Origin of the sequence: Streptomyces scopuliridis (genome assembly GCF_042790125.1) — a bacterium.
Lineage (GTDB): Bacteria > Actinomycetota > Actinomycetes > Streptomycetales > Streptomycetaceae > Streptomyces > Streptomyces scopuliridis_A.
In genome coordinates, this window is record NZ_JBHTZS010000010.1 from 193,763 (window position 1) to 217,135 (window position 23,373).

The window sequence follows — 23,373 nt, forward strand, 5'->3', positions numbered from 1 at the left end:
TCAGGCGTCCCGGCCCCGCTCCCGCCGCTGTGCCAGCAGCTCCCTGCGGCGTGCCTCCTCCTCGTTGAAGAGCGCCGCCAGCCGCTGGGTGTCCTCGTCGAGTTCGATGGGGGCGTCCTCGTCGTCGTCCTCGGAGATCAGCCCTTCCGCGACGGCCCGCTGGTGCTGCACCATCACGGGAGGCTGCGGGTCGGGGTCGGAGGGGCGCGGGCCCTCGGGGCCGTCCGGCCCGATACGGACCAGGCGTTCGATCCGTACCACCCTGAACCGCCGTCCCTCCACCTCCACTTCGTTGCCGCGCTCCGCGTCGAGCCGGTCGGCGGCGGCCAAGAACGGTGCGCGCCCCTCCGGATCGAGGTCGAGCTGCCACGGGATCATGACGCGCAGCGCGACGGCGAGGGTGTCCCGCGCGCCCTGCGGTGTGGTGCACGTCCCGGTGGAGTCGGGCCGCCACCGCCCGGACTCCTTCTCCGCCGTCATGAAGGTCGCCGGAAGGAGGATCCCACCGGGGTGCGTCCGCGCCGCGATCCGGGAATCGTCCCGGACATCGTCCGGTACGGTGCCCGACTTCCGTACGAGGGAGAGCAGTTCGACCTTGAGGATGCCCTCGGACATACCGGTGGCGATGACGGGATCGAAGACGAACCCGGCCGTGGGATCCGGGGCCTTGTGCGACTCGCCGGACGCCATCGGGTCCGGGTCGGTCGGCCGCGGGGGCTCCGGTCCGTCGGCGCCCGACCGTACGTAGCACTCCGCCCGCGCGACCCGGTGGCGGACGCCGAGCACGGTCAGCTCGTCGAGGGTCTCCCACTCCATCCGCTCGGCGGCCCGCATGCACTCCTCGTACCCGGCGCGGTCACCGGCCTTCTCGCGCTCCTCGGCCCGTTTGCGGAACTGCGAGCCCATGTTGTCGCGGCCGTCCTGCGGGGCCAGTCCCGAGAACGACGAGACCAGCTCCCAGCCGCCGGCCTCGCGTTCGCGCACCACTCCGAAGAGCGGACCGCCCGCCGAGAGGATGTCCGGGTAGCTCTCCCGCGCCTGCCATGCCGCCACATCGGCCACCGCCTCGACCGGCCCCTCCGGGCCTGACACCCGGATCGTCCGGTACGCGGGCACGTTCTCACCAAGCTCAGCCATGCTCCCGAGCATGCCCCTACGGCCGGGGCGCTCGGGGCGATTACGTGGAAAGAACCACCGACCGCGTGACACGGTGCCGTACCCGCACATCCGTACGCCCATCCGGGCGGGTGCGGAGCCGAACCGGCGTACGGGTCATCCGGTCATTTCGGCCGGCGGGGGCGCCAGGGAAGTCTGAGTCCGCGGCGTGCGGCCCACCGCGGCAGCGCGGGGCCGGAGAACCGGCGGCCGTACGGTCGTGGGCCGCCGGCGTCCGTGCCGACACCGTCCGGTGCGGGGCTTGAGTCCACCGGAGGGCGCAGGCCCTCCTTGTCGTACCGAGTGGCGGCGATCGCCGCCACAAGCTGTTCCTCGGTGAAGGTCTCGGAGCCCCGTACATGCGGGACGAATCCCACCAGGACACCGTCCTCGACGACCTCGGCCCGCAGCCCCAGCACCCCGTCGATGTCCCAGATCGCCTCACCGCCCTCGACGAGCACGATCTGCACCCCGCACTGGTAGACCCCCAGGTGCGCCAGATGGGCCATCACCCCGCGGGCCCGCAGCGACGACACGAGACGGCCGGCACGATCCTCATCCATCCGATGGCCATCTCCCTGTGCGGCAGCTTCTGGACGGATATGTCCTCTGGCACTCATGGTAGGCCGATTTCCGGGGAGGGCGACTTCCGGGAAGTGTTCGTTCCGGCCCCGCCGGGCCGCGCGACGACCGACGGGGCCGGCGTTCAGTGCGAGTACTGCGGCGGTACGCGCCCGGTGGCCCAGCCGGAGACTTCCGGCTCGTCCAGCGAGCGGACCCAGAGGTCCACCAGCGCGACCGTCCGCGCGTCGGGCCAGGGGCCGACGCCCATGATCCGCATCCCGGCCTGGTCCGCGGCCTGGATACCGCAGTGGGAGTCCTCGATCGCGAGGGTGTCGGCCGGGTCGGCGCCGCAGAGCCTGGCCGCGGTGAGATAGACGTCCGGATGCGGCTTGGGCCGCATCTCGTTCTCGGGCACCACGACGTACCCGAAGAGGTCGAGCAGGCCCGCGGTGTCGAGGCAGGACTCGACAACCTCCCGCGGGCAGTTGCTGGCGACGGCGAGCGGCGCGAACTGCGCCGCCGTTTCCACGAGTTGGCGCGCGCCGGGCATGGTCATGGGGTTGTCGGCGACCAGCGCGCGGAAATGCGCGAGCAGCCGGTCGGTCATCTCCTCGACGAGGTCCGGGCGCCCCGCCTCGTCCGCCATCAGGCGTCCGCATTCGCTGTAGTGGAGCCCTTTGGCCCGCTCCGCGAAGCCGGTGGCGGGGGTGAATCCGTACTCGCGCAACGCCAGAATGCGCGCGTCCTGCCAGTGGCATTCGGTGTCCATGAGAGTGCCGTCGCAGTCGAAGACGATGGCTGAGGGAGTCCAGGAAAGGATGCGTTGAGCTGTCATCCGCGTGCTTCCGTTCAGGAGTGCCCTAAAAGCGGCAGCGCTGGCCGCCGCAACGGTGCGAAACACCGCGGGCGTGTTGGTCACCCGTTGTCGGACGGGTGCGATCCCTGGCGGGCGCGGCCTTATGGAGAAGGCCAGTTCCGGCGACCGCCAGGAACATAACGATCGCTACGCTAGAGAGGACCACTCTCGGCAGTCAAGCGATTGCATTTAGTGTCTAAATCTGTTTATTGGTAGCGGAGGACGCCAAAGGCCTTCTGTTCGCCGTCCTGGAGAAAGCGGAAGACGCAGGTCGCGTGGTGCGGCACGCACAGAACGCGGGCGGGCGGGCTGTATTCGATGAAGCGCGCCGTTTTCAGCCGACCGGCGGTAGGCCGCAGCAGCCTTCCGCCGCTTTCGAAGGCCGCCGCCTGCCGCGCGGCCTCCAGCACGATCATGCCCGGGACATGATCCGTCGCATGGTCGAAGAAGAAGGGATGCCGCATATCGGCGGGATCCACCAGCAGGGCGCCGCCGTCGGTCCCGATCACGACATCGTGCGCGCCGGTCACCCCCAGCCGCCGGGCATCGGGACGGGTCCGGCCGTCCGCGCGCACGGCGAACGGGGCGGCGGCCCCCGCGCGGCCCGCCCGTACCGTGTCGTACTGCTCGGGCCCGAGGAACCGCGCACCGCCGCCGGCCAGCGCGAACAGTGCACCGCCGGCCAGATAGGAGACCTGGAGACGCAGTCCGGTCGCGGAACCGTCAGGACCGCGGCGCACCTGGGCGACCCGCACCCGGCAGGTGACGCCGGTGGCGCCGGAGACCGCGCGCGGCTCGGACACGGGGTCGAGTTCGTAGAAGAGATCGGTGATGATCAGACTCGCGGCGGATGAGACGCCGAAATACCGCAGCGGAATGTAGATCCCGAGCTGACGCAGTGTCTCGACGATCATCAACGGGCTGTGCAGATCGGCGCCGTCGCGCGGAAAAGTCGGATGGGAGCGCGGCCAGGAGGCGGCGGCTTCGAAATCGCCGCTTTCGGTCTGCCGTACGTCGGTGAGCAGTACCTCCGCCACCGAGGCGCGGTGCACCAGCTCGCGGGCGACGGTGCGCGACCAGGAGAGCGGCCGGACTTCCCCGGCGAGGTCACCAACCGATGTATTCATGCGATAAGAACATCGCAATTCTCCGGTACGCGCACCCCAGCCCGCCCCCGCCAGACGCCGCCACGCCTCACGGGAAAAGCCGCTACATTGCGTGCTGTCATTTAACGGAACGGGAATCCGGGGTACACGTGCAGGTTCGGGCGGAGCAGGTTCGGGCGAAAGCGACACGCAGGTTTCTCCTGGAAGCCGCGGCACATTTGTTCGATGAGCGCGGCTATGCCGGTACCAGTATCAGCGATATCAGCGCGCGGTCCGGCCGCACCAGCGGGGCCATCTACTTCCACTACGCCAGCAAGGAGAATCTGGCCCTGGCCATTGTGGAGGAGCATTTCGCGACCTGGCCCGAGCTGATCGGCCGTTACAAGGCGGCCGACCGTCCGGCGCTCGAAAGACTGGTCGCCCTGAGCTTCGATGTGGCCAGAGCCTTCCGCGACGATGTCGTGATCCGCGCCGGATCCCGGCTGTGGTCGGAGCGCGCGGCCATCGATGTCACATTGCCCCGGCCCTTCGTCGGCTGGCTGGAGACGGTCACCGCGCTGCTCGAAGAGGCCCGCGCCGAGGGAGCGCTCGCGACGGGCGTGTGCCCCGAGGTGGCCGCGCACGGACTCGTCTGCGCCTTCTTCGGGCTGCACACGGTCTCCGACGCCCTGGAGGGCAGACGGCAGATCGAGGAGGGGCTGTCGGACCTGTGGCGGCTGCTCCTGACCGCGCTTCAGACGGACCCCGATCCGGCGCGGCTGCTCGCGCGGGTACGTGAGCGGGAGCGCCAGGAGGGGGCGCCGGACGAGCGCCGGGCGCGGTTCGGGGACCGGGTCCTCACGAAAAGCGGCTGACCGCGCGTGCGCCGCGGGTCCGGCGGCCGACGACCACCACCGCGCCGCGGCGGCCGAGTTCACCGGGCCGGGGCTGCTCGGCGTGGGGACCCAGAAGGTTCAGCGCCTAGGCCCTGTCTGACAAATCCCGCCTGGCTCGCGACGCCTGGCACGCACGCTCGCTGCGTTGTCGGGATCACCCCGGTACGTCCAGTACTGGGGAGACCCTCCGCCTTGCGATCGCACGCACCAGACGCCGCGAGCCCCGCCCTCCGGGCGGACGGCGCTATTTGTCAGACAGGGCCTAGCGGCGATGGCTCAACAGCGCCTCCACGGCCTTGCGTTACTTCGTGACACCGCACGTACCGGAGACCCGCGGCCGGTCGCCCGCAACCCTCCAGACCGGGCTTCAGGCCCGCCGCACCCGGCCTTCCGACCCGGCTCCGGCCGGCTGAGCCCGAAAGGGAATCCCCCATGACTGTGCGTATCGGTGTGATCGGCACCGGCATGATCGGCCAGGACCATGTCCGTCGTCTCACGCGGGTGATCAGCGGTACCGAGGTGACGGCGGTGTGTGACCTCGACACCGCGCGGGCCGAGGAGGTCGCCGCGTCCGTCGGCGCCCGCGCCCTGCCCACCGGTGGCGCGGTGATCGACGCGGCCGAGGTCGACGCCGTCGTCGTCACCTCCTGGGGCCCGACCCACGCCGGGCATGTCCTCGCCGCCATCGCCGCGGGCAAGCCGGTCTTCTGCGAGAAGCCGCTGGCCACGACGGCCGAGGACTGTCTCAAGATCGTCTCCGCCGAGACCGCGCACGGCTCCCGGCTGGTCCAGGTCGGCTTCATGCGCCGGTACGACGCCGGCTACCGCGAGATGCGGCAGGTCATCGCGTCGGGTGCGATCGGCGCGCCGCTGATGGTGCACTGCGCCCACCGCAACGCGACCGTGCCCGCGTCGTACACCTCCGCGATGGCCGCCCAGGACACGGCGGTCCATGAGATCGACGTACTGCGCTGGCTGCTGGACGACGAGATCCGCTCCGTACAGGTGCTCAGGCCCCGGCGGACGAGCAAGCGGTACGCGCATCTCCAGGACCCGCAGATCATGCTCTTCGAGACCGCCGAGGGGGTCAGGATCGACCTGGAGGTGTTCGTCAACTGCCAGTACGGCTACGACATCCAGTGCGAGACCGTCGGCGAGGAGGGCCTCGTCCGGCTGCCCGACCCGGCCGGTGTGGCGGTACGGAGCGCCGGCCGGCGCTCCACCGCCGTACTCCCGGACTGGAAGCGCCGCTTCGAGAACGCCTTCGACGCCGAATTCCGCGAGTGGGCCGACGCGGTCGCGGCGGGCACCGAGCCCACCGGGCCCTCCGCCTGGGACGGTTACGCCGCGACCGTCATCACGGACGCGCTGGTCCGGGCCCTGGAGTCGGGCGAGATCGTGCGCGTCGACGCCCTGAAGGAGCGTCCCGCCTTCTACGGAGGAGCGTCCCGGTGAAGATCGGCCTCGATCCGTACATGTTCCGCGCGCCGCCGCTCAGGCGGATGGTGCGCGCGGTCGCGTTCACGCTGGAGCGCGTGACGAAGGAACTGGCGCGGTAGCGCCCGGCGTTCCGCCGGCCGGGCCTCACGGTTCCGGCCGGCGGAACGGCCGAGGACCGGCCGGCGGATCAGCCGCTCAGGACTCCTCGAAGTAGGCGTCCAGCACGGCGTCGAGTTCCGCGGTCCATTCCTTGAGGCGGTCCCTGGTGTCGGCCTCGACCTCGGCGTCGAACCAACGGCGCTCCGACACATGCACCGTGACGGTGAACCGGCGCCCGAACCGAGGGGTCTTGATCTCGACCGCGCCGATCTCGTCCCACCAGAAGTCGGCCTCCTGGTCGTCCAGCCGGAACCGGACACCCTCGCTGTCCGCGCTGATCGCGCCACGGCGGTCGGTGGCCTCGAAGACGGGGCCGTCCTTGGCGGGGGCGCCGTCCTCCGCGGAGGGGGCGTCGGTGGCGGCGTCCTCCTCCGAGGCCGTGGGCTCATCGGGGACGTCCTCCGGGAGGGCGTCCGAGGGGGCGCCGCCTTCGGGCCCGCGCTCCTCGGTCTCCGCCTGCTCCGGGTCCGTGTCCGCTGTGCCGACGGGGGGAACCATGAGGCCGGGAACGTACGCCGGGTCTTTCCCCACGGCACGCTCGGGCCAGATATTCGAGTCTATGCGCTGCTCCACGTCCGGAAGTATGGACGAGAATCCTGTGCGAGCCCAGCCCGGCTCGCGTCCGGCCGCCGGCGCGCGGCATCCGGCCGCCCGTACAGACGCACCTCATTCGAACAGCAACTGCCCCCATCACATACGCTGTTACCGCTCGCCCCACCCGGAGCACCCGAAACGGGTATCCCGGCGTCGCGGTCTCCTTCACCAGGTTCTTTCCCCGCCTCCACTCCATGGGAGCGTTCAATGACGGCCGACATGCCCAAGCCCCAGATCGACACGAGCAAGCCCCATCCGGCACGTGTCTACGACTATCTCCTCGGCGGCAAGGACAATTACGCCGTCGACCAGGCGGTGGGGGCGAAGCTGCCGGTCGAGGCGAGGGCCGCCGCGCGGCAGAACCGTGCCTTCATGCGCCGCGCGACCGCCTGGCTGGCGCACCACGGGGTCGATCAGTTCCTCGACATCGGCACCGGCATCCCGACCGAGCCGAACCTGCACCAGATCGTCCAGGAGATCAACCCGAAGGCCCGGGTCGTCTACACCGACAACGATCCCATCGTCCTGCGGCATGCCGAGGCTCTGCTGATCAGCACCCCGGAAGGCATCACCGACTACATCCAGGCGGATGTCCGCGAGCCGCGGGCGATCCTGGACCACGCCCAGGGCTTCCTGGACTTCAGCCGCCCGATCGCTCTCTCCCTCATCGCCCTCATGCACTTCATCCCGGAGGACGAGAAGCCGTACGACATCGTCGGCACGCTGGTGGAGGCCCTTCCCACCGGCAGCTATCTGGTGCTCTCGCACGCCGCGTCCGATCTCTACCCCGACCTGGTGGAACAGGTGGTCGCGCAGTACAAGCGGGGTGGGATCACGCTGGGCTTCCGCACGCACGCGGGGGTGGCGCGCTTCTTCGAGGGCATGGAACTCGCCGAGCCGGGACTGGTCACGGCCCCTCACTGGTACAAGGGCACGGCCGCGCCGACGGAAGAGGAGAGCGGCGGATACGACAGCGGGATCTACGCCGGGGTCGCCCGCGTGCGCTGACCTGCCCGTCGTCCGTCGGCACGGGCCCGTTTTGCCTGGGAGGGCGTGGTCCGGGGAGACTGCGGGAGACTGCGGGATACCACAGATCCCCCCACAAGCCCCGAAGGCAGCCTGACCGCTCATGCACGACCAGACCCCGCCCGACACCCCGGCCCGGACCGATACCGATACGGCCCCGGGCACCGACTCCGACACGGCTCACATACCGCTCGCCGGTGGGCTCAAGCAGCGCCATCTGACCATGCTCGGCCTCGGCGGGGTCATCGGCGCCGGGCTCTTCGTCGGGTCGGGGGCCGGGATCGCGATGGCCGGGCCCGGGATCGTCGTCTCGTATCTGATCGCGGGCGCGCTCGCGATGTGCGTGATGCGGATGCTCGGCGAGATGTCGGCCGCGATGCCGGCCTCGGGCTCGTTCTCCGTGCACGCCGAGCGGGCGCTCGGCCGGTGGGCCGGGTTCAGCGCGGGCTGGCTGTACTGGTTCCTGCTGGTCGTCGTCCTCGCGGTGGAGGCGACGGGCGCCGCGCGGATCGCGAACGGCTGGCTGCCTTCCGTACCGCAGTGGGCATGGGTGCTGGTCTTCATGGTGTTCTTCACCGGCACGAACCTCGCGGCCGTGAAGAACTTCGGCGAGTTCGAGTTCTGGTTCGCGGCCCTGAAGGTGTTCGCGATCGTCGCGTTCCTGGTTCTTGGGCTGCTCGCGGTCTTCGGCCTGCTGCCCGACACCGACCCCGTCGGCCTCACCCACCTCGCGGGCCAGGACGGCTTCCTGCCGGGCGGCTGGCAGGGCGTCATCTCCGGTGTGCTCGCCGTCGTCTTCGCCTTCGGCGGTCTGGAGGTCGTCACGATCGCGGCGGCCGAGTCCGACGACCCGGTGCGCTCGGTGTCGCGGGCGGTGCGCAGCGCGGTGTTCCGGATCCTCTTCTTCTACGTCGGATCGATGCTGGTCATCGTGACGGTGCTGCCGTGGACGGCACAGCAGGCGGGGCTGAGCCCGTATGTCACCGTCCTCGACGCGATCGGCATCCCGTCCGCCGGGCAGATCATGAACATCGTGGTGTTCGTGGCCCTGCTGTCGGCGCTCAACGCCAATCTCTACGGATCGTCCCGGATGGTCTTCTCGCTGGCCGGGCGGGGCGAGGCGCCGAGGTCCCTGCTGAAGGTGAGCGGCGGGGGCGTACCCCGGCGGGCGGTCCTCGCGTCCGTGGCGTTCGGCTTCGTCTCGGTGCTGCTCAATCTCAAGTGGCCCGACTCGGTCTTCCTGTACATGCTCAACGCGGTCGGCGCGGTGCTCCTCTTCGTCTGGGCCCTGATCGCGGTGTCGCAGCTGCGTCTGCGACGGCGTATCGAGCGGGAGGCACCGGAGCGGCTGGTGCTGAGGATGTGGCTCTTCCCGTGGCTGACCTGGGCCACGCTCGCCGCGATGGCGGTCGTGTTCGGTCTGATGCTGACGAATGACGCGGCGCGCCCGCAGCTGCTGTGGTCGCTGGGCGCGACGGCGCTCGTCCTGGCGGCGGCGGGGGTACGGGAGCTGCGCGCGCGGCGGGCCTAGGGCCTGTCCGGCGGATCTTCGTGGATCAGCCCGCGGCAGTCTGGTGCAGGGGGTACCCCCGTGCCGTTCAGGCCACGGGGGAGCATCGCAAGGCGGAGGATCGCCCATGTACTGGACGTACTTGGGCGACTCCGACAACGCGGCGAGGTGCGGTGCCAGGCGTCGCGGGCCCGCGAAGATCCGCCGGACAGGCCCTAGGCGGAACGCGGAAGGGCCGGACCGCCCCCGATGAGGGCTGTCCGGCCTGCCGCGAGCGGTGGGAGACCTGTCAGTAGGGGCCGTTCACGTTGTCGATCGAGCCGTACCGGTCGGCCGCGTAGTTGGACGCGGCGGTGATGTTGGCGACCGGGTCGTAGCTGTCCGTCGACGTACCGGGCACGTGGTAGGCCTGGAACGTGGGGTCGATGACCTGGAGGAGGCCCTTGGACGGGGTACCGGCGGCGGCGTTGGAGTCCCAGTTGTTGATCGCCCACGGGTTGCCCGAGGACTCGCGCATGATGTTGCGGTAGATGCCGTCGTACGAGCCGGGGATGCCGTGCGCCGCCATGACGTCCAGCGATTCCCGGATCCAGCCGTCCAGGTCGTTGGTGTAGGTGTTCGAGGCCGTCTGGGTGGCGGCGCCCGTGTCGGCGGAGGCGCTCTCGTCGGCGGAGGCACTCTCGTCGGTGGACGCGCTCTCGTCGGCGGTGGTGTCGGCCGGGGCCTGCGACGCGGACTCCGAACCGAGCGTCAGCGTGAGGCCGGGGAGGATCAGCGACGGGTTGCCGCCGATGGCGTCGCGGTTGTTCTCGTAGAGCTGCTGCCAGCCGCCGCTGAGCGAGTACACGTCCGCGATCTTGGACAGCGAGTCACCCCAGACCACGGTGTAGGTCGCCGGGGTGTCCTCCTGGACGGCGGCGGCCGGAGCCAGGTTCACCTTGGCGGTGGCGGCGGTGTGCGCCGCCGGGGCCGCTTCCGCGGTGGTCGCGGCCAGCAGGGGGAAGGCGAGTACGGCACCGCCCGTGCCCGCGGTCACGAGACCTCTGGCGACGGGGTTCTTCTTGGGACGACGGTGCTTAGCCTTTGAGGCCATGACGAATTCCTCTCCTCCGCCTGCGAGGTGAGCTGTCGGGTTCGGACTGGAGATGTCCGGCCGCACGGTGAATGCGGCTTCACCCCAAGCCGGTCCTGAGTTCGGACCGGCGACTTACCTGGGTCCCCCGCTCCTGCCGTACGTGGGTGGGTGTGGGTTACCGGACGGCGGCAGGATTCGGCGTTCCATCCGGAGTGACGAGAACGTAAGCGAGGACGCCCGGGCGAAACAAGCCCGGAATTCACAACGGAATCCGATTCATGAATCCGGACCCGAAAAATCCCGTTACCCACTCGATACCGGAGAACTCAACTCGCCTTCCCCGCGTGGGAAATGGGCGAGGAGGCGGCCCCCGCGACCCGGCACTTACGTGACACACATCACGCGCATGACGGAAATGTCCAGATCACAACACTCCCCAGAGAGTGGAAAGTCGCATGAATACTACAGAAATGGACTTCGGGGAGAACCGAGATAAATCGCCCATAAAGGCACCCTTGTGCCGCACTGGATCCGAACCCGGCGACCCGGCCCGTGCGGGCCCTTTCGCGGTCCTTTCGCGGTCCCTTCACAGGCCCTTCTCGCTGACCCTTCTCGCGGGCAACCGAGCCGCTCAACGCCATTTAACCGGCGGAGCCGTGCGTGTTCCTGACTCTCTTTCGCGTCCGAACAACCGTGGGGCGGGCGCCAGTTCCGTATCTACATTTCCCTGAATAGAAGATCGGCAGTCCCGCGGCACTCCCGCGTTTAGCGCGGGTATTCGGCACGGAATTCCCAACTCGGGGAGCGGGCACACCTGTTCATTCCCGGATGTCGCCACGTCCCGCCGCGGTGAAACCGAGGAGGGCCCGGCCGCGGGTGGTGTCGAACAGCGAGGCGTGTCCGTCGAGCGCGCCCCGGATCTCGCTGCCGGGGTGGTATGTCTCCAGCAGTTCGCGGGTGGGTTCCAGGGCCGCGCTGTCGGGCGCGGCCACATTGACGACGTGATGGCCCGTGAGATCCGCCGTCAGCGCGGCCCGCACAGCACGGGCGGCGTCCGGGGTGTGCAGCCAGCCCCACAGTTCACGGCGGTTGGACGCGGGGTCGCCGTGCACCTCGGCCAGCCGTTCGCGCAGCCGGTCTCCCGACCCGACGAACGGGAATCGCAGCATGACGGTGACCGTCCCGTAGCGCCGGGTCGTGAACTCCGCGGCCTTCTCCGACATGACCTTGGACAGACCGTAGGAGTCGACGGTGAGATCGGGGTGGTCCTCGTCGACGGGGACGTACACCGGGTGCAGATCCCGGTCGGCCCACGCGATGCCGACGGCCGCCGCGCTGGAGGCCGCCACGACGCGCGGCACACCGAGCCGGCCCGCCTCCTGGAACACCAGATAGGCGGCGAGGACGTTCGCGCGCAGCGTCTCGTCCTCGGACACGATGCCGGGCGCCGGGTACGCCGCGAGATGCACGACCCCGGCGACCACTCCGTCCTCCCCCGCCGCCTCCCGAGCGGCGGCGAAGCACTCCGTGACCGTCTTCGCCTCGCTGAGGTCGCCGGTGACGAACCGGGCACAGCCGTCCTCGCTGTCGCCCCGCGCCAGATCGGCGCCCACGACGCGGAAGCCCGCGCCGATGAGGTCGGCCACGACGGCCCGGCCGATCCCGCCGGCCGCCCCGGTCACCAGTACCGTCCGCCCGCTCATCCCTCGACCGCTCCCATCAGTCCACTGACGACATAGCGCTGGGCGCACAGCTCCGCCACGAACAGGGAATCTAAATCGACTTGATGTACGGTGTCAACAGTTGTCACGGCCGGAAAACCCGGACGTGTCACCACCTCGGAGGGGACCCATGACGACAGCGAAGACAGGGGACACGGCACGGAGGGCGGAGACGGCGGAGGTGCTGGCCCCGGCCCCCTGGGCGCGATCCGCCCCCTCGCGGGGATCCGACCCCTCGCGGGGATCCGACGCCTCGCGGGGATCCGACGCCTCGCAGGGCTCCGGCGCCTCGCGGGACTCCGACTCCCTGCGGGTGACGGCGGTCCGTACCTTCCTGTGCGCCCCACAGGGCTGTCCGTACGTGATCGTGCGCGTGGAGACGAACCAGCCCGGACTGTACGGTCTCGGCTGTGCCGGCGACCCGCAGCGCACCCTCGCGATCCGCTCGGTCGTCGACGACTACTTCGGTCCGATGCTGCTGGGCCGCGACCCCCACGACATCGAGGACCTGCACCGGCTGCTGCTCAACAGCGGCTACTGGCGCGGCGGTTCGATCGCGCAGAACGCCCTGGCGGGCGTCGACGTGGCGCTCTGGGACATCAAGGGCAAGGCGGCGGGACTGCCGCTGCACCAGCTGCTGGGAGGCAGGGCCCGGGAGGCCGCCGAGGCGTACACGCATGTGGACGGCCACGAGGCGGGCGAAATCGCCGAACGGGTGCTCGCCGCCGCCGAGCGCGGCTACCGCCATGTCCGCGTCCAGGTCGCGGTCCCCGGCACGGACACCTACGGCACGGCCCCGCGCGACGAGGCCGAAGCCCGCCGGCGCCGGCTGCGCGCGGGGAGCTGGGACTCCCTGGGCTATCTGCGGCATGTCCCGCCCGTGCTGCGCGACATCCGTGAGCGGGTCGGGACGGGTGTGGAGCTGCTCCACGACGCACACGAGCGGCTGACGCCCTCGCAGGCCCGTGAGCTCGTGCACGAGGTCGAGGACGCGCGGCTGTTCTTCCTGGAGGACGCCCTCGCCCCCGAGGACGCGGCCCACTTCGGCCAACTCCGCCGGGCCGGCTCGGTCCCGCTCGCGGTGGGCGAGCTGTACCACGACATCACGATGTATCTGCCACTGCTGGAACAGCGGGTCATCGACTTCGCCCGGATACGCGTCCCCACCCTGGGCGGCCTGACGCCCACCCGCAAACTCGTCGCGGCCTGCGAACTGTTCGGCGTACGGACGGCACCGCACGGCCCCGGCGATGTCAGCCCCGTCGGCATGGCCGCCAACCTGGCCCTGGACATCAGCTCGCCGGCGTTCGGCGTCCAGGAGGCGGCAGCCTTCAAGGAAGCCACCCTGGAGGTCTTCCCCGGCGCGCCCGTACCGCGCGAGGGACGCCTGTACCCCTCCGAACTGCCGGGCCTGGGAGTCGACTTCGACGAATCGGCCGTCCGCAGGTATCCGGTGACCGGTCCGCTGGAGCACGACCGCTGGGCGCTGCTGCGCAACGTGGACGGAAGCGTGCAGCGCCCCTGATCAGCGCCGTATACGAGTGGGGCCCCGCCGGGCAGGCGGGGCCCCTCGCACATGCCGGTCTCAGCTCAGCAACAGGGACTTCGGCTGCGCGGAGAGCGTCCGGTCCAGGACCAGCGACGCCGCCCCCACGGCCGCGACGTTCTCGCCGACGGCGGTGGTGATGACCAGCGTGGGATGGGTCGGCTTGACGAACGGGGACTGCGCGACCATCGGCTCGATGAGCGCGAGGAGCCGGTCGGCGAGCAGGTGCCATATCGGGCCGCCGAAGACGATGGTGTCCACGTCCAGGAGGGTGGCCGCCGCGCAGACACCCCGGCCGATCCTGATCCCCCAGCGGTCGACGACGCTGCCGGCCCGCTCCTCGCCCCCGGCGGCGAGGACCGCCAGCTGCTCCAGGCCGCGCTGGGCGTCCCCGGGATCCATGGGGGTGAACTCCCCGCCGAGCACGCCGAGCGCGATGGCCTCCTCGACCAGGACCCGGGTCGAGCAGGCCGCGCCGAGACCGCCGACCTCGCCCGCGTTGCCGGAGACGCCGCGCAGCACGGTGTCGTCGACGACCAGCCCCATGCCGGAGCCCGTGCCGAGGTAGAAGAAGAGGAAGTTCCGGCTCTCGGTGGCCGCCCCGGACCAGCGCTCTGCGACGACGGCGGCGATCACGTCCTTGTCCAGCAGGGCCGGGAGGCCGGTGGCCTCGCTGAGCTGGTCGCGCAGCGGCACGCTGCCCCAGCCGGGCAGTTCGGGCGGGTCCACGACCAGCCCGGCCGCCACGTCGATCGGTCCCGGCGCGGCGATCCCGAGGCCCAGTACGCGTTCCCTGTCGACCCCCGACTCGGCCACCAGCGCGGTCACCGAGGCGGCGATGCCCGCCACGACCTGGTCGGTGTCACCACCGCGCGGGGTCCGTTCGCTGCGCTGGGCGACGACCGTACCGAGCAGGTCGAGCAGTACGTACGTGATGACGGCCGGGTCGAGATGCACGCCCACGGCGTACCGGGCCCCCGGAGCGATCCGCAGGAGCGTACGGGGCTTGCCGCTGCCCGTGCTCTGCTTCCCGGACTCACGGGCCACGCCCTGGTCGAGCAGCCTGCGGGTGATGTTGGAGACGGTCTGTGCCGACAGCCCGGTGGCCTGGGCGAGTTCGACCCTGCTCAGGCCCGCGGAGTGGCGCCGGATCGCATCGAGGACGACGGATTCGTTGAAGTCACCCATGCGCGGCAGGTTCGTGCCGCGTCTGATCGTCGCCTTTCCGGCGCTCGCTTTCCTGCTCGTCACCATGTGTCTCCCGGCCCCGGATAGGGACGGCGGTCAGCTGCCGCCGTTCCCTGGGTGCGTCAAATCGATGGAATCGTACCGGCTGGGCCGTACGACGTGTCCGCGAAGCCCGCTTGTGCCGGTGCCGGCGGTACCGGTGTCAGCCCAACTGCTCGATGAGGACGAGCGACCAGGGACTGACGGAGGTGTCGAGCCGCAGCACCCCGTCCGCACCGGCGGCGACGGTCCGTACCTCGGTGGCACGGGCCAGCCGGTCGAGATGGGCGAGCTGCTCACGGGTGGGCGCGGCCGGTGAGCCGAGGGCCCGCCAGGCCCCGATGGCGTCGCCGTGCGCGGAGTCCAGCACCTCGACACGGAAGGAGGCGCCCGCCGCGAGCGCGCCGATCTCCAGCGTCAGCCGCCGGGGCCGCCCCTTGGCCTGGGTGGCCTCGGCCGTGGCCCGGCCGTCGAAGGAGGCCGGCACGGACCTGGGCTCCTCCTCCGGGTAGTGGTGGACGAGCGCGCTGATCCGTCCGGTGGCCGCCGAGCGGGTCACGACATGGTCCTCGCCGCGCGCGATCAGCTCGTCGCCCAGGGCGTGCAGCATGCGGTACGCGTGGAACGCCGGCTTGGGGACACCGGGCAGCGTGATCATGCCGAAGCCGCCGTGGAACAGCTCGTCGCCCGCCCCGCCCTCCTCGAAGACGTCCGTGAACGTCCAGTACGCGAGCGAGTCGACCGTTCCGAGCGAGTGCAGGACCGAGCGCGTGACGTACGTGGCGGCGGGCAGCGTGTCATGGGTGTGGTCGCGCGGCGAGGAGGACGAGGACCACTCGGTGAGATGGATCTCGGCGTCCGGATACGGACTCGTGGCCATCAGATCGCGCAGCTGGGCCAGGTCGGCCGGGGTGGCGTCCTTGCCGCGGGTGAGCTTCTGGCCCCGGCCGTGTTCGTCCAGCGCCCAGTCCGTGGGGTACGGGTGGGTGGAGACGAAGTCGACGGGCAGCCCTTCCCCGGCGCAGAAGTCCAGGAAGGTCTCCATCCACACCGGGCGCCATTCCAGCTCGTCGATGTCGTCGCGGCCGACGACGATACGCCGGGAGACGTCCTCGGACTCACCCCCGAAGCGCTCGTCGGGTACGAAGTTGGAGGTGGCGGGGCCGCCGACGCGCAGCCGCGCGTCCACGTTCTTCACCGCGCGCGCGGTGACCTTGTACAGCTCGAAGTACTCGGAGCGGGTGCCGCGGAAGAAACCCCGGAGGTTGGCCTCGTTCCACACCTCGAAGTACCACCGGCGCACTTCCTCGATCCCGTACCGGGTGATCCAGTGGCGGGTGATGCCGTCGATCAGCGCGGCCCACTTGTCGAGGTCCACGGGCGGGGCGCCGTGCGCTCCCCACCAGAAGACGGTGCCGGTCTCCCGGGCGAGGGCACGCGGACTGAAGCCGAACTCCACGAACGGCCGGACCCCGAGGTCCAGGAGGAAGTCGAAGAGCGCGTCGACGTACTGGAAGTTATGGACGGGCGTGCCGTCCTCACGCTCCGTGTACACGAACATGTCGTCGTGGAAGAGCCCGTGGAAGCGGACGTACTCGAAGCCGCACGCCTCGTGAACCTCGCGGAGCTGGCGCTGCCAGTCGGCACGCAGCCCCTCGTTCGCGCGCCCCGCCCCGACGACGCGGCTCCAGAAGTGCGGCAGCGGGGTCGCGGGGGCGTTCGCGAGGGCGCTGACGAGGATGTCGCGCGACATGGTGGTTCCTTCCGTCCCGGTACGGCAGGCAGCGGTGCGCGGTGGTGCTGTGGTGCTGTGGTGCTGTGGTGCTGTGGTGCTGTGGTGCTGTGGTGCTGTGGTGCTGTGGTGCTGTGCGAGAGACGATAAATCAAAATGATTGATATATCTAATCCCCGAGATTCCCGCGCCGAGACCCCGGTGATACATAGGTTGGATCCATGTACTCGACGCGAGTCTCCCGCCGCGTGAACGCCCCCCGTGCGTCCGTCTACCGAGCGCTTCTCGACCCGGACGCGATCGCCGGCTGGCGCGTGCCCGACGGCATGACCAGCCACGTGCACGCCTTCGACCCCCGCGAAGGCGGAACGTTCCGCGTCTCCCTCACCTACGACACCCCGACCGGCACCGGCAAATCGGCCGCGCACACCGACACGTACCAGGGCCACTTCGCCCGCCTCGTGCCGGACGAGCAGGTGACGGAGGTCTTCGCCTTCGAGACGACGGACCCCGGCTTCGGCGGCACGATGACGATGACGACCACACTCACCGACGCGGACGGCGCGACGGATGTCCTGATCGTGCACGAGGGAATCCCCGACGACGTACCCGCCGCCGACAACGAGCTGGGCACCCGCATGGCCTTGGCGAACCTGGCCCGTCTGGTCGAGGGGGAGGAACGGCGGGACGGCGGGAACGCGGAGCCCGGGTAGAAGTCGGCCTCACCCTACGGGTCGTTCCTCGATCTCAATCCCTACAGGCGGTGCTCACCCCGCAGACCGTCCATGTGATCAAAAGCGAGGCCCATCAGACTCTCACGAGCCAGCTTCACACTCGACATCTCCTGAGCGAGCTCGGACACGGTCCGTTGGCGTACGGCGCTGTTCAGACGATTCGGATCAACAGTCTCCACCTCCCCATCGCCCTCGCGGATTTCACGGATGAGGCCCGAGATGTTGTACGCGTGACGCAGCAGAAGCTCAAGGCATCTGTTTTCGGGCGAGGACACCTCGCGACTGCTGGTGGACAGGGTGAAGTGAAGTCCGTCGATCGCGAGGTTGTCCGCTGCCTCTCCTACCGCGTCAAGGGCCGCTTGCAGAGCCGGCCAGGACACATCGCGGACGACGACCCGGCCGGCCAGCACCGACGCGTATTCCTCATCGAGGAGTCCGACCAGTTCTCGCGTGCTCTTACGCAGCGCCATCAGCCGGTTGAACTTGGCCTCCGCGCGAGACTGCCGTCGCGCACGATCCGCATTCCTGTTCTGCAGTACGGGCACGGCGAAGGTCGCCGCACCTCCCAGGAGGGCTCCGCCTATCACACCGACCAACCCGTAGACCGCCGCAATGTCTGCCATACGGATATCGTCGCCGGGCGATGACCCGGCTGCTCGGTATCTTCACATGATCCGTCCCGGCGTCGGGTGGCATCCAGGAAAACCCCGGGACAGGACGCACCGCTCCGGGCCCCGCCATAGTCTGTGGGCGAACCCAGGCAGGAGGCCTGTGCATGGAGGACCTCGGCGCCGCGGACCCGCGGCAGGTCGGCCGGTACACACTCATCGGCCGGCTGGGCACGGGCGGGATGGGTTCGGTGTACCTCGGGCGCTCGGCCGGCGGCCGTACCGTCGCGGTGAAGGTGGCGCAGGCGGAGCTGGCGCGGGATCCCGGCTTCCGGACGCGGTTCGCGCGCGAGGTCGCGGCGGCGCGAATGGTCTCGGGCGCTTTCACCGCGGCGGTGGTGGACGCCGAACCACAGGCCGAAATCCCTTGGATGGCCACCGCGTTCGTCGTCGGGGTCTCGCTGCACCAAGCGGTCACCACGCACGGCCCGCTGCCCGAGGACGCGCTCCGGACGCTGACGGCGGGCCTCGCCGAGGCGCTCATCTCCGTACACGGCGCCGGGCTGATCCACCGCGACCTCAAACCCGCGAATGTGATGCTGACTCTGGACGGGCCGCGCGTCATCGACTTCGGGATCTCGCGCGCGGCCGAGGGCACGACGCTGACCCGCACCGGGGCGGTCATTGGCTCGGTGCCCTACATGTCGCCGGAACAGACGCTCGGCCGGGCGCTCAGCCCGGCCAGCGACATGTTCTCCCTGGCGTCCACCATCGCTTTCGCGGCCCTGGGCTCGCATCTGTACGGCGATGGCCCTGCGGCCGGGGTCGGGTACCGCATCGTGCACACCGAGCCGGACATCGAGGCCGTTCCGGCGATTCTGCGTCCCCTGATCGAGGCGTGTCTGGCCCAGGATCCTGGTGCGCGGCCCACCCCGCGGCAGGTGATCGAGCACGTCGAGCGCGAGAACCGGCCGCTGATGCCCGGCAGTTGGCTGCCCGGGGCGGTCATCGCGGACATCATCGCCGTACGTGGCCTCATGACGACCCTCACCCGCAAGGCCCCCGGTGAGGCCCCCGGTGAGGGCCCTGGTCCGGCCCCCGGTACGGCAGAGGAGCCCTCGGCGGTCAGTCGTCGCACGCTGCTCCTCGGAGTGGGCGGCGCTGTGGTCTCGGCGGTCGGGGCAGGGGCCGGCCTCTGGCTGACCAAGGACGATGGCGACGGTTCCGGGGGGACCGGGACATCCGTCACGGACAAGGGATCCGCCCAGCCGCGCCGTATCCGGCGCCCCTCGGGTGATGTGTCCGAAGGCCAGCTGGCCTGGAAGGTGAACCAGCCCGCTGCCGGCCCGCAGGTGCTCTCGGCCAACGGAGTTGTGGCCTGCGTATCCGGAGAGGCCGTCTGGGGAGTCGACGAGAAAGGCGACAAGAAGTGGACGGTGAACAGCGAGACCCGCGGGTACGGCAGGAGCTTCGCGGTGCACGACGCCACGCCCAAGAACGTCGCCGCGGTGCACGGGGGTCTGCTGTACGTCGCGGGGTCGCAGGGCCTGAAGAGCGCGGTGACCGCGATCGACATGGTCACCGGGGAGGTCGTTTCGACGACGACCCTGGACCGGCCGTACGCCAAGGGGCTGATCAAGTTCTGCGGAATCCGGGAGGGCCGGGCCTATCTCACCGGCCTGGGCGGCGAACAAGGCCCGGCGCCCAAGGGGTATCACGTGTGGGCACTGGACCTCGCCGACCGCGGCACGGCCTGGGTGCACAGCGAAGCGGATCTGCTCATCGGCTCGGCCCTGCCGTTGACCAGTGACCACATCGTGTTCACAACTGAGGGCAATCTGAAGGCACTTGACGGCAGCGGCAAGCTCCACTGGGAGCAGAAGCTCGCCGCCACGCTCGCCGCCACCGAGAAGCACGTCATCGTCTTCGGCGACCGCGACACCCTGTACGCCCTGGATCCGGCGACAGGGGACAAGGTATGGAGCGCCGAGGGCGCCGTCGAGCCCTCCGCCCATGGCGACGGCATCGCCACCAACAAGGACGGCACGCTCCTGTACGGCCTGTGGCAGGACGAGGACGGCGGGCACTCACTGCGTTGCCTGGACAGCGCGACCGGCGAGACCCAGTGGCAGGCTCCGGTCCCGGCCGGGCCGGAGGACGCCACGGGCTCCGGCGCCCGCCTGCTGTACGGGGACGGAAACCTGTACTGGATGGCGTCGGACGCTGTCGTCTGGGCCGTCGATCCGGCACACGGCAAGGCTCGGTGGAAGTACACCGGGTTACGCGGAAAGAACCCCATCGACCTGGCGTGGAGCGCCGGTGACGGCCGTCTGTGCCTCTCGGATCCGACCGCCAACACGGTCGCCGCGCTCCATGCGAACGGAGCGTAGGAATGGAGCCGTTGGAGCACGCGGACCCACGGCAGGCCGGCCCCTACCGGCTTCTCGGCCGCCTGGGGGCCGGAGGCATAGGGGTGGTCTATCTGGGACGGTCGTACGGCGGCCGTACGGTCGCGGTCAGACTGGTCCGCGCGGAGCTCGCCCACGACGCCGGGTTCCGAGCCCGCTTTCGTGCGGAGGTCGCGGCGGCGAGGGCGATTTCCGGAGCCTTCACCGCCCCGGTCGTCGACGCGGACCCGGACGCCGTCACCCCGTGGATGGCGACGGTGTTCGTGCCCGGCGTCTCCCTGCACAAGGCCGTACGGCTCAATGGGCCGCTGCCCAGGGCAGCGTTGCTCGCGCTGGCGACCGGGGTCGCCGAGGCGCTTGCCGGCATCCATGCGGCGAGCCTCGTCCACCGGGATCTGAAGCCGGGCAATGTCCTCCTCGCCCTGGACGGGCCGCACCTCATCGACTTCGGGATCGCACGGGCCGCCGACGGCACGAGGCTCACTGGCCGGCGTCCTGCCCTCGGCACGACCGCGTTCATGCCGCCGGAGCAGACGACGGGGCAGCCGCTCACGCCCGCCTGCGACATGTTCTCCCTGGGCGCGGCCCTCGCGTTCGCCGCGAGTGGGTCGAGTGTGTTCGGCGAAGGGCTCGGCCCGGACGTTCGGCGGCGCGTCGTCGGCGGTGAACCTGATCTTTCGATGGTGCCTGACGAGCTGCGGCCGCTGGTCGCGGCCTGTCTGGCGAGGAATCCCGCGGACCGCCCGACCTCCCGGCAGGCGATCGCGTTCCTCCCCCGAGAGGTGCCGTCGGTAGTGACCGGTGCGTGGCTGCCCGCCCCTCTGATCACCGCCATCGAGCGGGCGGCGGCGGTCATGGTGCCCTCGGCGCTGCCCACCGAGCCGGCTGAACCGCGGTCCGCACAAGCGCCGTCAAGCCCCCCTGCCGGGCAGCCGGGCGCCTCCGCGGCCGACGCGATCGCTGTTCTGCCGCCGCCCCTTCCCCCGGCGCCGCCCCTTCCCCCACCGTCCTCGCCGGGCTCCGTGCCGGCCCCGGGCCCCAGCCGCCGAAGGCTCGTACTGGGTCTGGCGGGCGGCGCGCTGGCGGGCGGCGGCACCATGCTCGCGCTGGCACTGCGCGGCCGTCCCTCGGACCGGGCCGCCGACGACGGGGACGGCAGGAGATCCCCGGGTTCCCCGGATCTGAAGGACCCCGAGCGCGTGCTCACCACCAAGACCGCCGCGACCCCGCTGTGGACGGCCGAGACCGGCGAACGGCTCCTCCATCTGGTGGGCACGGACGAGACAGTCGTCGCCGTCGACAGCAAGAATCTGCGGGCCTTCGACCGGGACGGGAAGCCCCGCTGGGAGCCGCTCCCCCACACGACGAGCCCGGCCACCGACGACCTGGGCGGCAACCCGGTCGTCCTCGGCGACGGCGTGGCGTTCGCCGTGGACCACACGGACCAGCTCAGGCCGACCGGACGGACCCTCATACTCAGGGCCTTCGACCTCGCCACCGGGACGGAGAAGTGGTCTCTCGACCGGCCGGCCGACGGGGTCAGGATCGCCGGCGCACATGCCAAGCCGGACGGGTTGGTGTACGTCACCGGGTACTCGTCTTCGATGACCGCGTTCGTCTGGGCCGTGGACCCCGCGATACGGAAGATCCGCTGGACGAAGGCATTCGATGACGTGGCGAGCCAGTTTCTCCTGATGGTGCCCTCGTCCGGCGAGCGGTTGCTGTGGCGCGGCAGCACCAGTGCCGATCAGAGCGCACCGAGGATGTCCGCGCTGGACGCGGACTCGGGCGGCGAAGTCCTGTGGCAGCAGCCCGTCCCGGGCAGCGGCGGCATCCTCACCCTGTTGATCGACTCACTGCGCGTCCGCTGGTCCGACGGACCGCACTGCTCGGCCGGCGGGTTCTTCCTCCACCTGGCTGACCGCCTGTACGCGGTAGATCCCGCGAACGGGCAGGTGGCCTGGCGCTCTCCCGGCTCGCTGCCGGTCATGGCGGTCACTGCCTCTCCGGACGGGGAGACCGTGTACGACGCCAGAGTCGACGAGAACAACAGAGTCCTCGTCCGCGCCTTCAACGCGCTTACCGGCGCGGTGCGTTGGGCCGGGACGCTGCCGGGGGCCGTGGACGAACCGGTCGGGCTCCGGTGCGCGGACGGCAACCTCTACGTCTGGTCGACCGGGCTCGTGCGGGCCTTGGACGCGGACAGCGGTACGGCGCGGTGGAATTACGAGTTCCCGGCGAGCACCGACGCGCTGTGGCAGACATACGTCCCGATGTGGGCGGGCGGCGGACGGCTCTACGCCGGGGCGGACCAGGGCCTGATCGCACTGGACGCCGAAGGCGGGTGAGCGGGGCTACGAGTAGCTGACCACGCTCCGCGACGGCCCCCATGGGGCCCGAGGGCCGGCACGGAGAATTCGCGTCGAACGCGAGAGTGAGAGTGCTGCGCGACTCAATCCATCGGGTAGAAGTCAGGCTGCGGAAACAGCCGTGCGATCGAGAACGGCTCGAACTCCGGATCCGTCAATACCCGGTAGACGAACTCGGAGGTGGACATGCTCACTTGTTGCCAGGGGTACGGATCGCCCTGCGTAACGATGGGCCAGTTCGCCGGGTCTTCCTCCGCGGACGCCAGCCAGAAGTAGTTGCACTCCATCTCACCGAACGCCCAGGGAATGAGACCACGCCGACCGGGCCGGTACATCTGGTACGGCTTGAAGACAGGGTCGGGCCCGTCCTCCGGGCTGAGATCGAGGTATTTGTGCCAGATGCGGGCCAGGTCGAACTGCCCCGTGCTGTCAACGGAAAGCACGTTCAAGAATTCCGAGAATTCTCCCTTGCCAAACGTCTCGGCAAGTTCCTTGTAATCCTCGGGCAGTGCCGTACCGAGATCTGCCTCAACGCTGTTCCATGAAATATCGAGCCGAAGTGGCTCCCAGTTCACGGCCTCAGCGATTCGCTCGATCCACATTCTGTTCACATTCCGATCGAAGACTTGGGCCCGGGGGGCGCGCCAGGTATCCGGCACGCCCCCCGG

Annotated in this window: 19 protein-coding genes and 1 riboswitch; of the genes, 8 read left to right on the forward strand and 11 right to left on the reverse strand. The window is 70.2% G+C overall.

Features of this window, described 5'->3' with window-relative positions; translation table 11 throughout:
• The 4 genes from ACFRKB_RS18165 to ACFRKB_RS18180 form a co-directional block, all read right to left on the reverse strand.
• Window positions 1-1,137, reverse strand: coding sequence for a DUF5954 family protein (locus ACFRKB_RS18165; protein WP_383106868.1), 1,137 nt, complete (start codon window positions 1,135-1,137; stop codon window positions 1-3).
• Window positions 1,138-1,280: 143 nt separating this feature from the next.
• The gene (locus ACFRKB_RS18170) at window positions 1,281-1,718 is read right to left on the reverse strand and encodes a hypothetical protein (protein WP_383106870.1); all 438 of its coding nucleotides are present in this window, start codon (window positions 1,716-1,718) and stop codon (window positions 1,281-1,283) included.
• 143 nt (window positions 1,719-1,861) lie between these two features.
• Window positions 1,862-2,554, reverse strand: a complete 693-nt coding sequence (locus ACFRKB_RS18175) for an HAD family hydrolase (protein ID WP_383106871.1) — start codon at window positions 2,552-2,554, stop codon at window positions 1,862-1,864.
• Window positions 2,555-2,781: 227 nt separating this feature from the next.
• Entirely contained in the window at window positions 2,782-3,702 is a 921-nt protein-coding gene (locus ACFRKB_RS18180; RefSeq protein WP_383106872.1) for a ScbA/BarX family gamma-butyrolactone biosynthesis protein, read from the reverse strand.
• A 197-nt stretch (window positions 3,703-3,899) separates the two neighbouring features.
• Here ACFRKB_RS18180 and ACFRKB_RS18185 point away from each other — a divergent pair, with 197 nt between their 5' ends.
• Together ACFRKB_RS18185 and ACFRKB_RS18190 are read left to right on the forward strand one after the other, a co-directional pair.
• On the forward strand, window positions 3,900-4,535 hold the full coding sequence (locus ACFRKB_RS18185; protein ID WP_383106874.1) for a ScbR family autoregulator-binding transcription factor: 636 nt from the start codon (window positions 3,900-3,902) through the stop codon (window positions 4,533-4,535).
• 453 nt (window positions 4,536-4,988) lie between these two features.
• A complete protein-coding gene (locus ACFRKB_RS18190; protein ID WP_383106875.1) occupies window positions 4,989-6,011 on the forward strand; it encodes a Gfo/Idh/MocA family protein in 1,023 nt (340 codons plus the stop codon).
• A gap of 180 nt (window positions 6,012-6,191) precedes the next feature.
• On the opposite strand, the gene ACFRKB_RS18195 is transcribed toward ACFRKB_RS18190, so the two are convergent.
• On the reverse strand, window positions 6,192-6,728 hold the full coding sequence (locus ACFRKB_RS18195) for a hypothetical protein (protein WP_383106876.1): 537 nt from the start codon (window positions 6,726-6,728) through the stop codon (window positions 6,192-6,194).
• Between the two features lie 228 nt (window positions 6,729-6,956).
• Between ACFRKB_RS18195 and ACFRKB_RS18200 the strand changes: the two genes are divergently transcribed.
• Both ACFRKB_RS18200 and ACFRKB_RS18205 read left to right on the forward strand, forming a co-directional pair.
• Window positions 6,957-7,757 (forward strand): SAM-dependent methyltransferase, encoded by an 801-nt coding sequence (locus ACFRKB_RS18200; RefSeq protein WP_383106878.1) that lies wholly within the window; start codon window positions 6,957-6,959, stop codon window positions 7,755-7,757.
• Window positions 7,758-7,878: 121 nt separating this feature from the next.
• The gene (locus tag ACFRKB_RS18205) at window positions 7,879-9,306 is read left to right on the forward strand and encodes an amino acid permease (RefSeq protein ID WP_383106879.1); all 1,428 of its coding nucleotides are present in this window, start codon (window positions 7,879-7,881) and stop codon (window positions 9,304-9,306) included.
• 268 nt (window positions 9,307-9,574) lie between these two features.
• Here ACFRKB_RS18205 and ACFRKB_RS18210 read toward each other — a convergent pair whose 3' ends face one another.
• A complete protein-coding gene (locus tag ACFRKB_RS18210) occupies window positions 9,575-10,378 on the reverse strand; it encodes a LysM peptidoglycan-binding domain-containing protein (protein WP_383106880.1) in 804 nt (267 codons plus the stop codon).
• Between the two features lie 4 nt (window positions 10,379-10,382).
• A riboswitch (cyclic di-AMP (ydaO/yuaA leader) is annotated at window positions 10,383-10,541 on the reverse strand.
• Between the two features lie 637 nt (window positions 10,542-11,178).
• A complete protein-coding gene (locus tag ACFRKB_RS18215) occupies window positions 11,179-12,063 on the reverse strand; it encodes an NAD-dependent epimerase/dehydratase family protein (protein ID WP_383106882.1) in 885 nt (294 codons plus the stop codon).
• Between the two features lie 148 nt (window positions 12,064-12,211).
• On the opposite strand from ACFRKB_RS18215, the gene ACFRKB_RS18220 reads away from it, so the two are divergent.
• Entirely contained in the window at window positions 12,212-13,606 is a 1,395-nt protein-coding gene (locus ACFRKB_RS18220; RefSeq protein ID WP_383106883.1) for an enolase C-terminal domain-like protein, read from the forward strand.
• A 60-nt stretch (window positions 13,607-13,666) separates the two neighbouring features.
• On the opposite strand, the gene ACFRKB_RS18225 is transcribed toward ACFRKB_RS18220, so the two are convergent.
• Together ACFRKB_RS18225 and ACFRKB_RS18230 are read right to left on the reverse strand one after the other, a co-directional pair.
• Window positions 13,667-14,878 carry an ROK family transcriptional regulator gene (locus tag ACFRKB_RS18225; RefSeq protein ID WP_383106965.1) on the reverse strand — a complete coding sequence of 404 codons (1,212 nt, stop codon included), beginning with the start codon at window positions 14,876-14,878 and terminating at the stop codon, window positions 13,667-13,669.
• Window positions 14,879-15,017: 139 nt separating this feature from the next.
• Window positions 15,018-16,607: a GH39 family glycosyl hydrolase gene (locus ACFRKB_RS18230; protein WP_383106884.1), complete on the reverse strand. Its 1,590-nt coding sequence runs from the start codon at window positions 16,605-16,607 to the stop codon at window positions 15,018-15,020.
• A 200-nt stretch (window positions 16,608-16,807) separates the two neighbouring features.
• Between ACFRKB_RS18230 and ACFRKB_RS18235 the strand changes: the two genes are divergently transcribed.
• Entirely contained in the window at window positions 16,808-17,299 is a 492-nt protein-coding gene (locus ACFRKB_RS18235; protein WP_383106886.1) for an SRPBCC domain-containing protein, read from the forward strand.
• 41 nt (window positions 17,300-17,340) lie between these two features.
• On the opposite strand, the gene ACFRKB_RS18240 is transcribed toward ACFRKB_RS18235, so the two are convergent.
• Entirely contained in the window at window positions 17,341-17,943 is a 603-nt protein-coding gene (locus ACFRKB_RS18240) for a hypothetical protein (protein ID WP_383106887.1), read from the reverse strand.
• Window positions 17,944-18,095: 152 nt separating this feature from the next.
• Here ACFRKB_RS18240 and ACFRKB_RS18245 point away from each other — a divergent pair, with 152 nt between their 5' ends.
• A complete protein-coding gene (locus ACFRKB_RS18245; RefSeq protein WP_383106888.1) occupies window positions 18,096-20,318 on the forward strand; it encodes a protein kinase domain-containing protein in 2,223 nt (740 codons plus the stop codon).
• Window positions 20,319-20,320: 2 nt separating this feature from the next.
• Window positions 20,321-22,684: a protein kinase domain-containing protein gene (locus ACFRKB_RS18250; RefSeq protein WP_383106889.1), complete on the forward strand. Its 2,364-nt coding sequence runs from the start codon at window positions 20,321-20,323 to the stop codon at window positions 22,682-22,684.
• Window positions 22,685-22,788: 104 nt separating this feature from the next.
• Here the strand turns inward: ACFRKB_RS18250 and ACFRKB_RS18255 are convergent, their stop codons facing one another.
• Window positions 22,789-23,364, reverse strand: coding sequence for an SMI1/KNR4 family protein (locus ACFRKB_RS18255; protein WP_383106890.1), 576 nt, complete (start codon window positions 23,362-23,364; stop codon window positions 22,789-22,791).
• Window positions 23,365-23,373 lie beyond the last annotated feature (9 nt).

Excerpts from the sequence above, each read along its gene's own strand:
- ACFRKB_RS18250 (WP_383106889.1), top strand. The coding sequence starts at position 20,321 with ATGGAGCCGTTGGAGCACGCGGACCCACGGCAGGCCGGCCCCTACCGG.
- ACFRKB_RS18205 (WP_383106879.1), top strand. The coding sequence starts at position 7,879 with ATGCACGACCAGACCCCGCCCGACACCCCGGCCCGGACCGATACCGAT.
- ACFRKB_RS18190 (WP_383106875.1), top strand. The coding sequence starts at position 4,989 with ATGACTGTGCGTATCGGTGTGATCGGCACCGGCATGATCGGCCAGGAC.
- ACFRKB_RS18240 (WP_383106887.1), bottom strand. The coding sequence starts at position 17,943 with ATGGCAGACATTGCGGCGGTCTACGGGTTGGTCGGTGTGATAGGCGGA.
- ACFRKB_RS18235 (WP_383106886.1), top strand. The coding sequence starts at position 16,808 with ATGTACTCGACGCGAGTCTCCCGCCGCGTGAACGCCCCCCGTGCGTCC.
- ACFRKB_RS18170 (WP_383106870.1), bottom strand. The coding sequence starts at position 1,718 with ATGGATGAGGATCGTGCCGGCCGTCTCGTGTCGTCGCTGCGGGCCCGC.
- ACFRKB_RS18175 (WP_383106871.1), bottom strand. The coding sequence starts at position 2,554 with ATGACAGCTCAACGCATCCTTTCCTGGACTCCCTCAGCCATCGTCTTC.
- ACFRKB_RS18165 (WP_383106868.1), bottom strand. The coding sequence starts at position 1,137 with ATGGCTGAGCTTGGTGAGAACGTGCCCGCGTACCGGACGATCCGGGTG.
- ACFRKB_RS18215 (WP_383106882.1), bottom strand. The coding sequence starts at position 12,063 with ATGAGCGGGCGGACGGTACTGGTGACCGGGGCGGCCGGCGGGATCGGC.
- ACFRKB_RS18230 (WP_383106884.1), bottom strand. The coding sequence starts at position 16,607 with ATGTCGCGCGACATCCTCGTCAGCGCCCTCGCGAACGCCCCCGCGACC.
- ACFRKB_RS18210 (WP_383106880.1), bottom strand. The coding sequence starts at position 10,378 with ATGGCCTCAAAGGCTAAGCACCGTCGTCCCAAGAAGAACCCCGTCGCC.
- ACFRKB_RS18180 (WP_383106872.1), bottom strand. The coding sequence starts at position 3,702 with ATGAATACATCGGTTGGTGACCTCGCCGGGGAAGTCCGGCCGCTCTCC.
- ACFRKB_RS18220 (WP_383106883.1), top strand. The coding sequence starts at position 12,212 with ATGACGACAGCGAAGACAGGGGACACGGCACGGAGGGCGGAGACGGCG.
- ACFRKB_RS18200 (WP_383106878.1), top strand. The coding sequence starts at position 6,957 with ATGACGGCCGACATGCCCAAGCCCCAGATCGACACGAGCAAGCCCCAT.
- ACFRKB_RS18245 (WP_383106888.1), top strand. The coding sequence starts at position 18,096 with ATGGAGGACCTCGGCGCCGCGGACCCGCGGCAGGTCGGCCGGTACACA.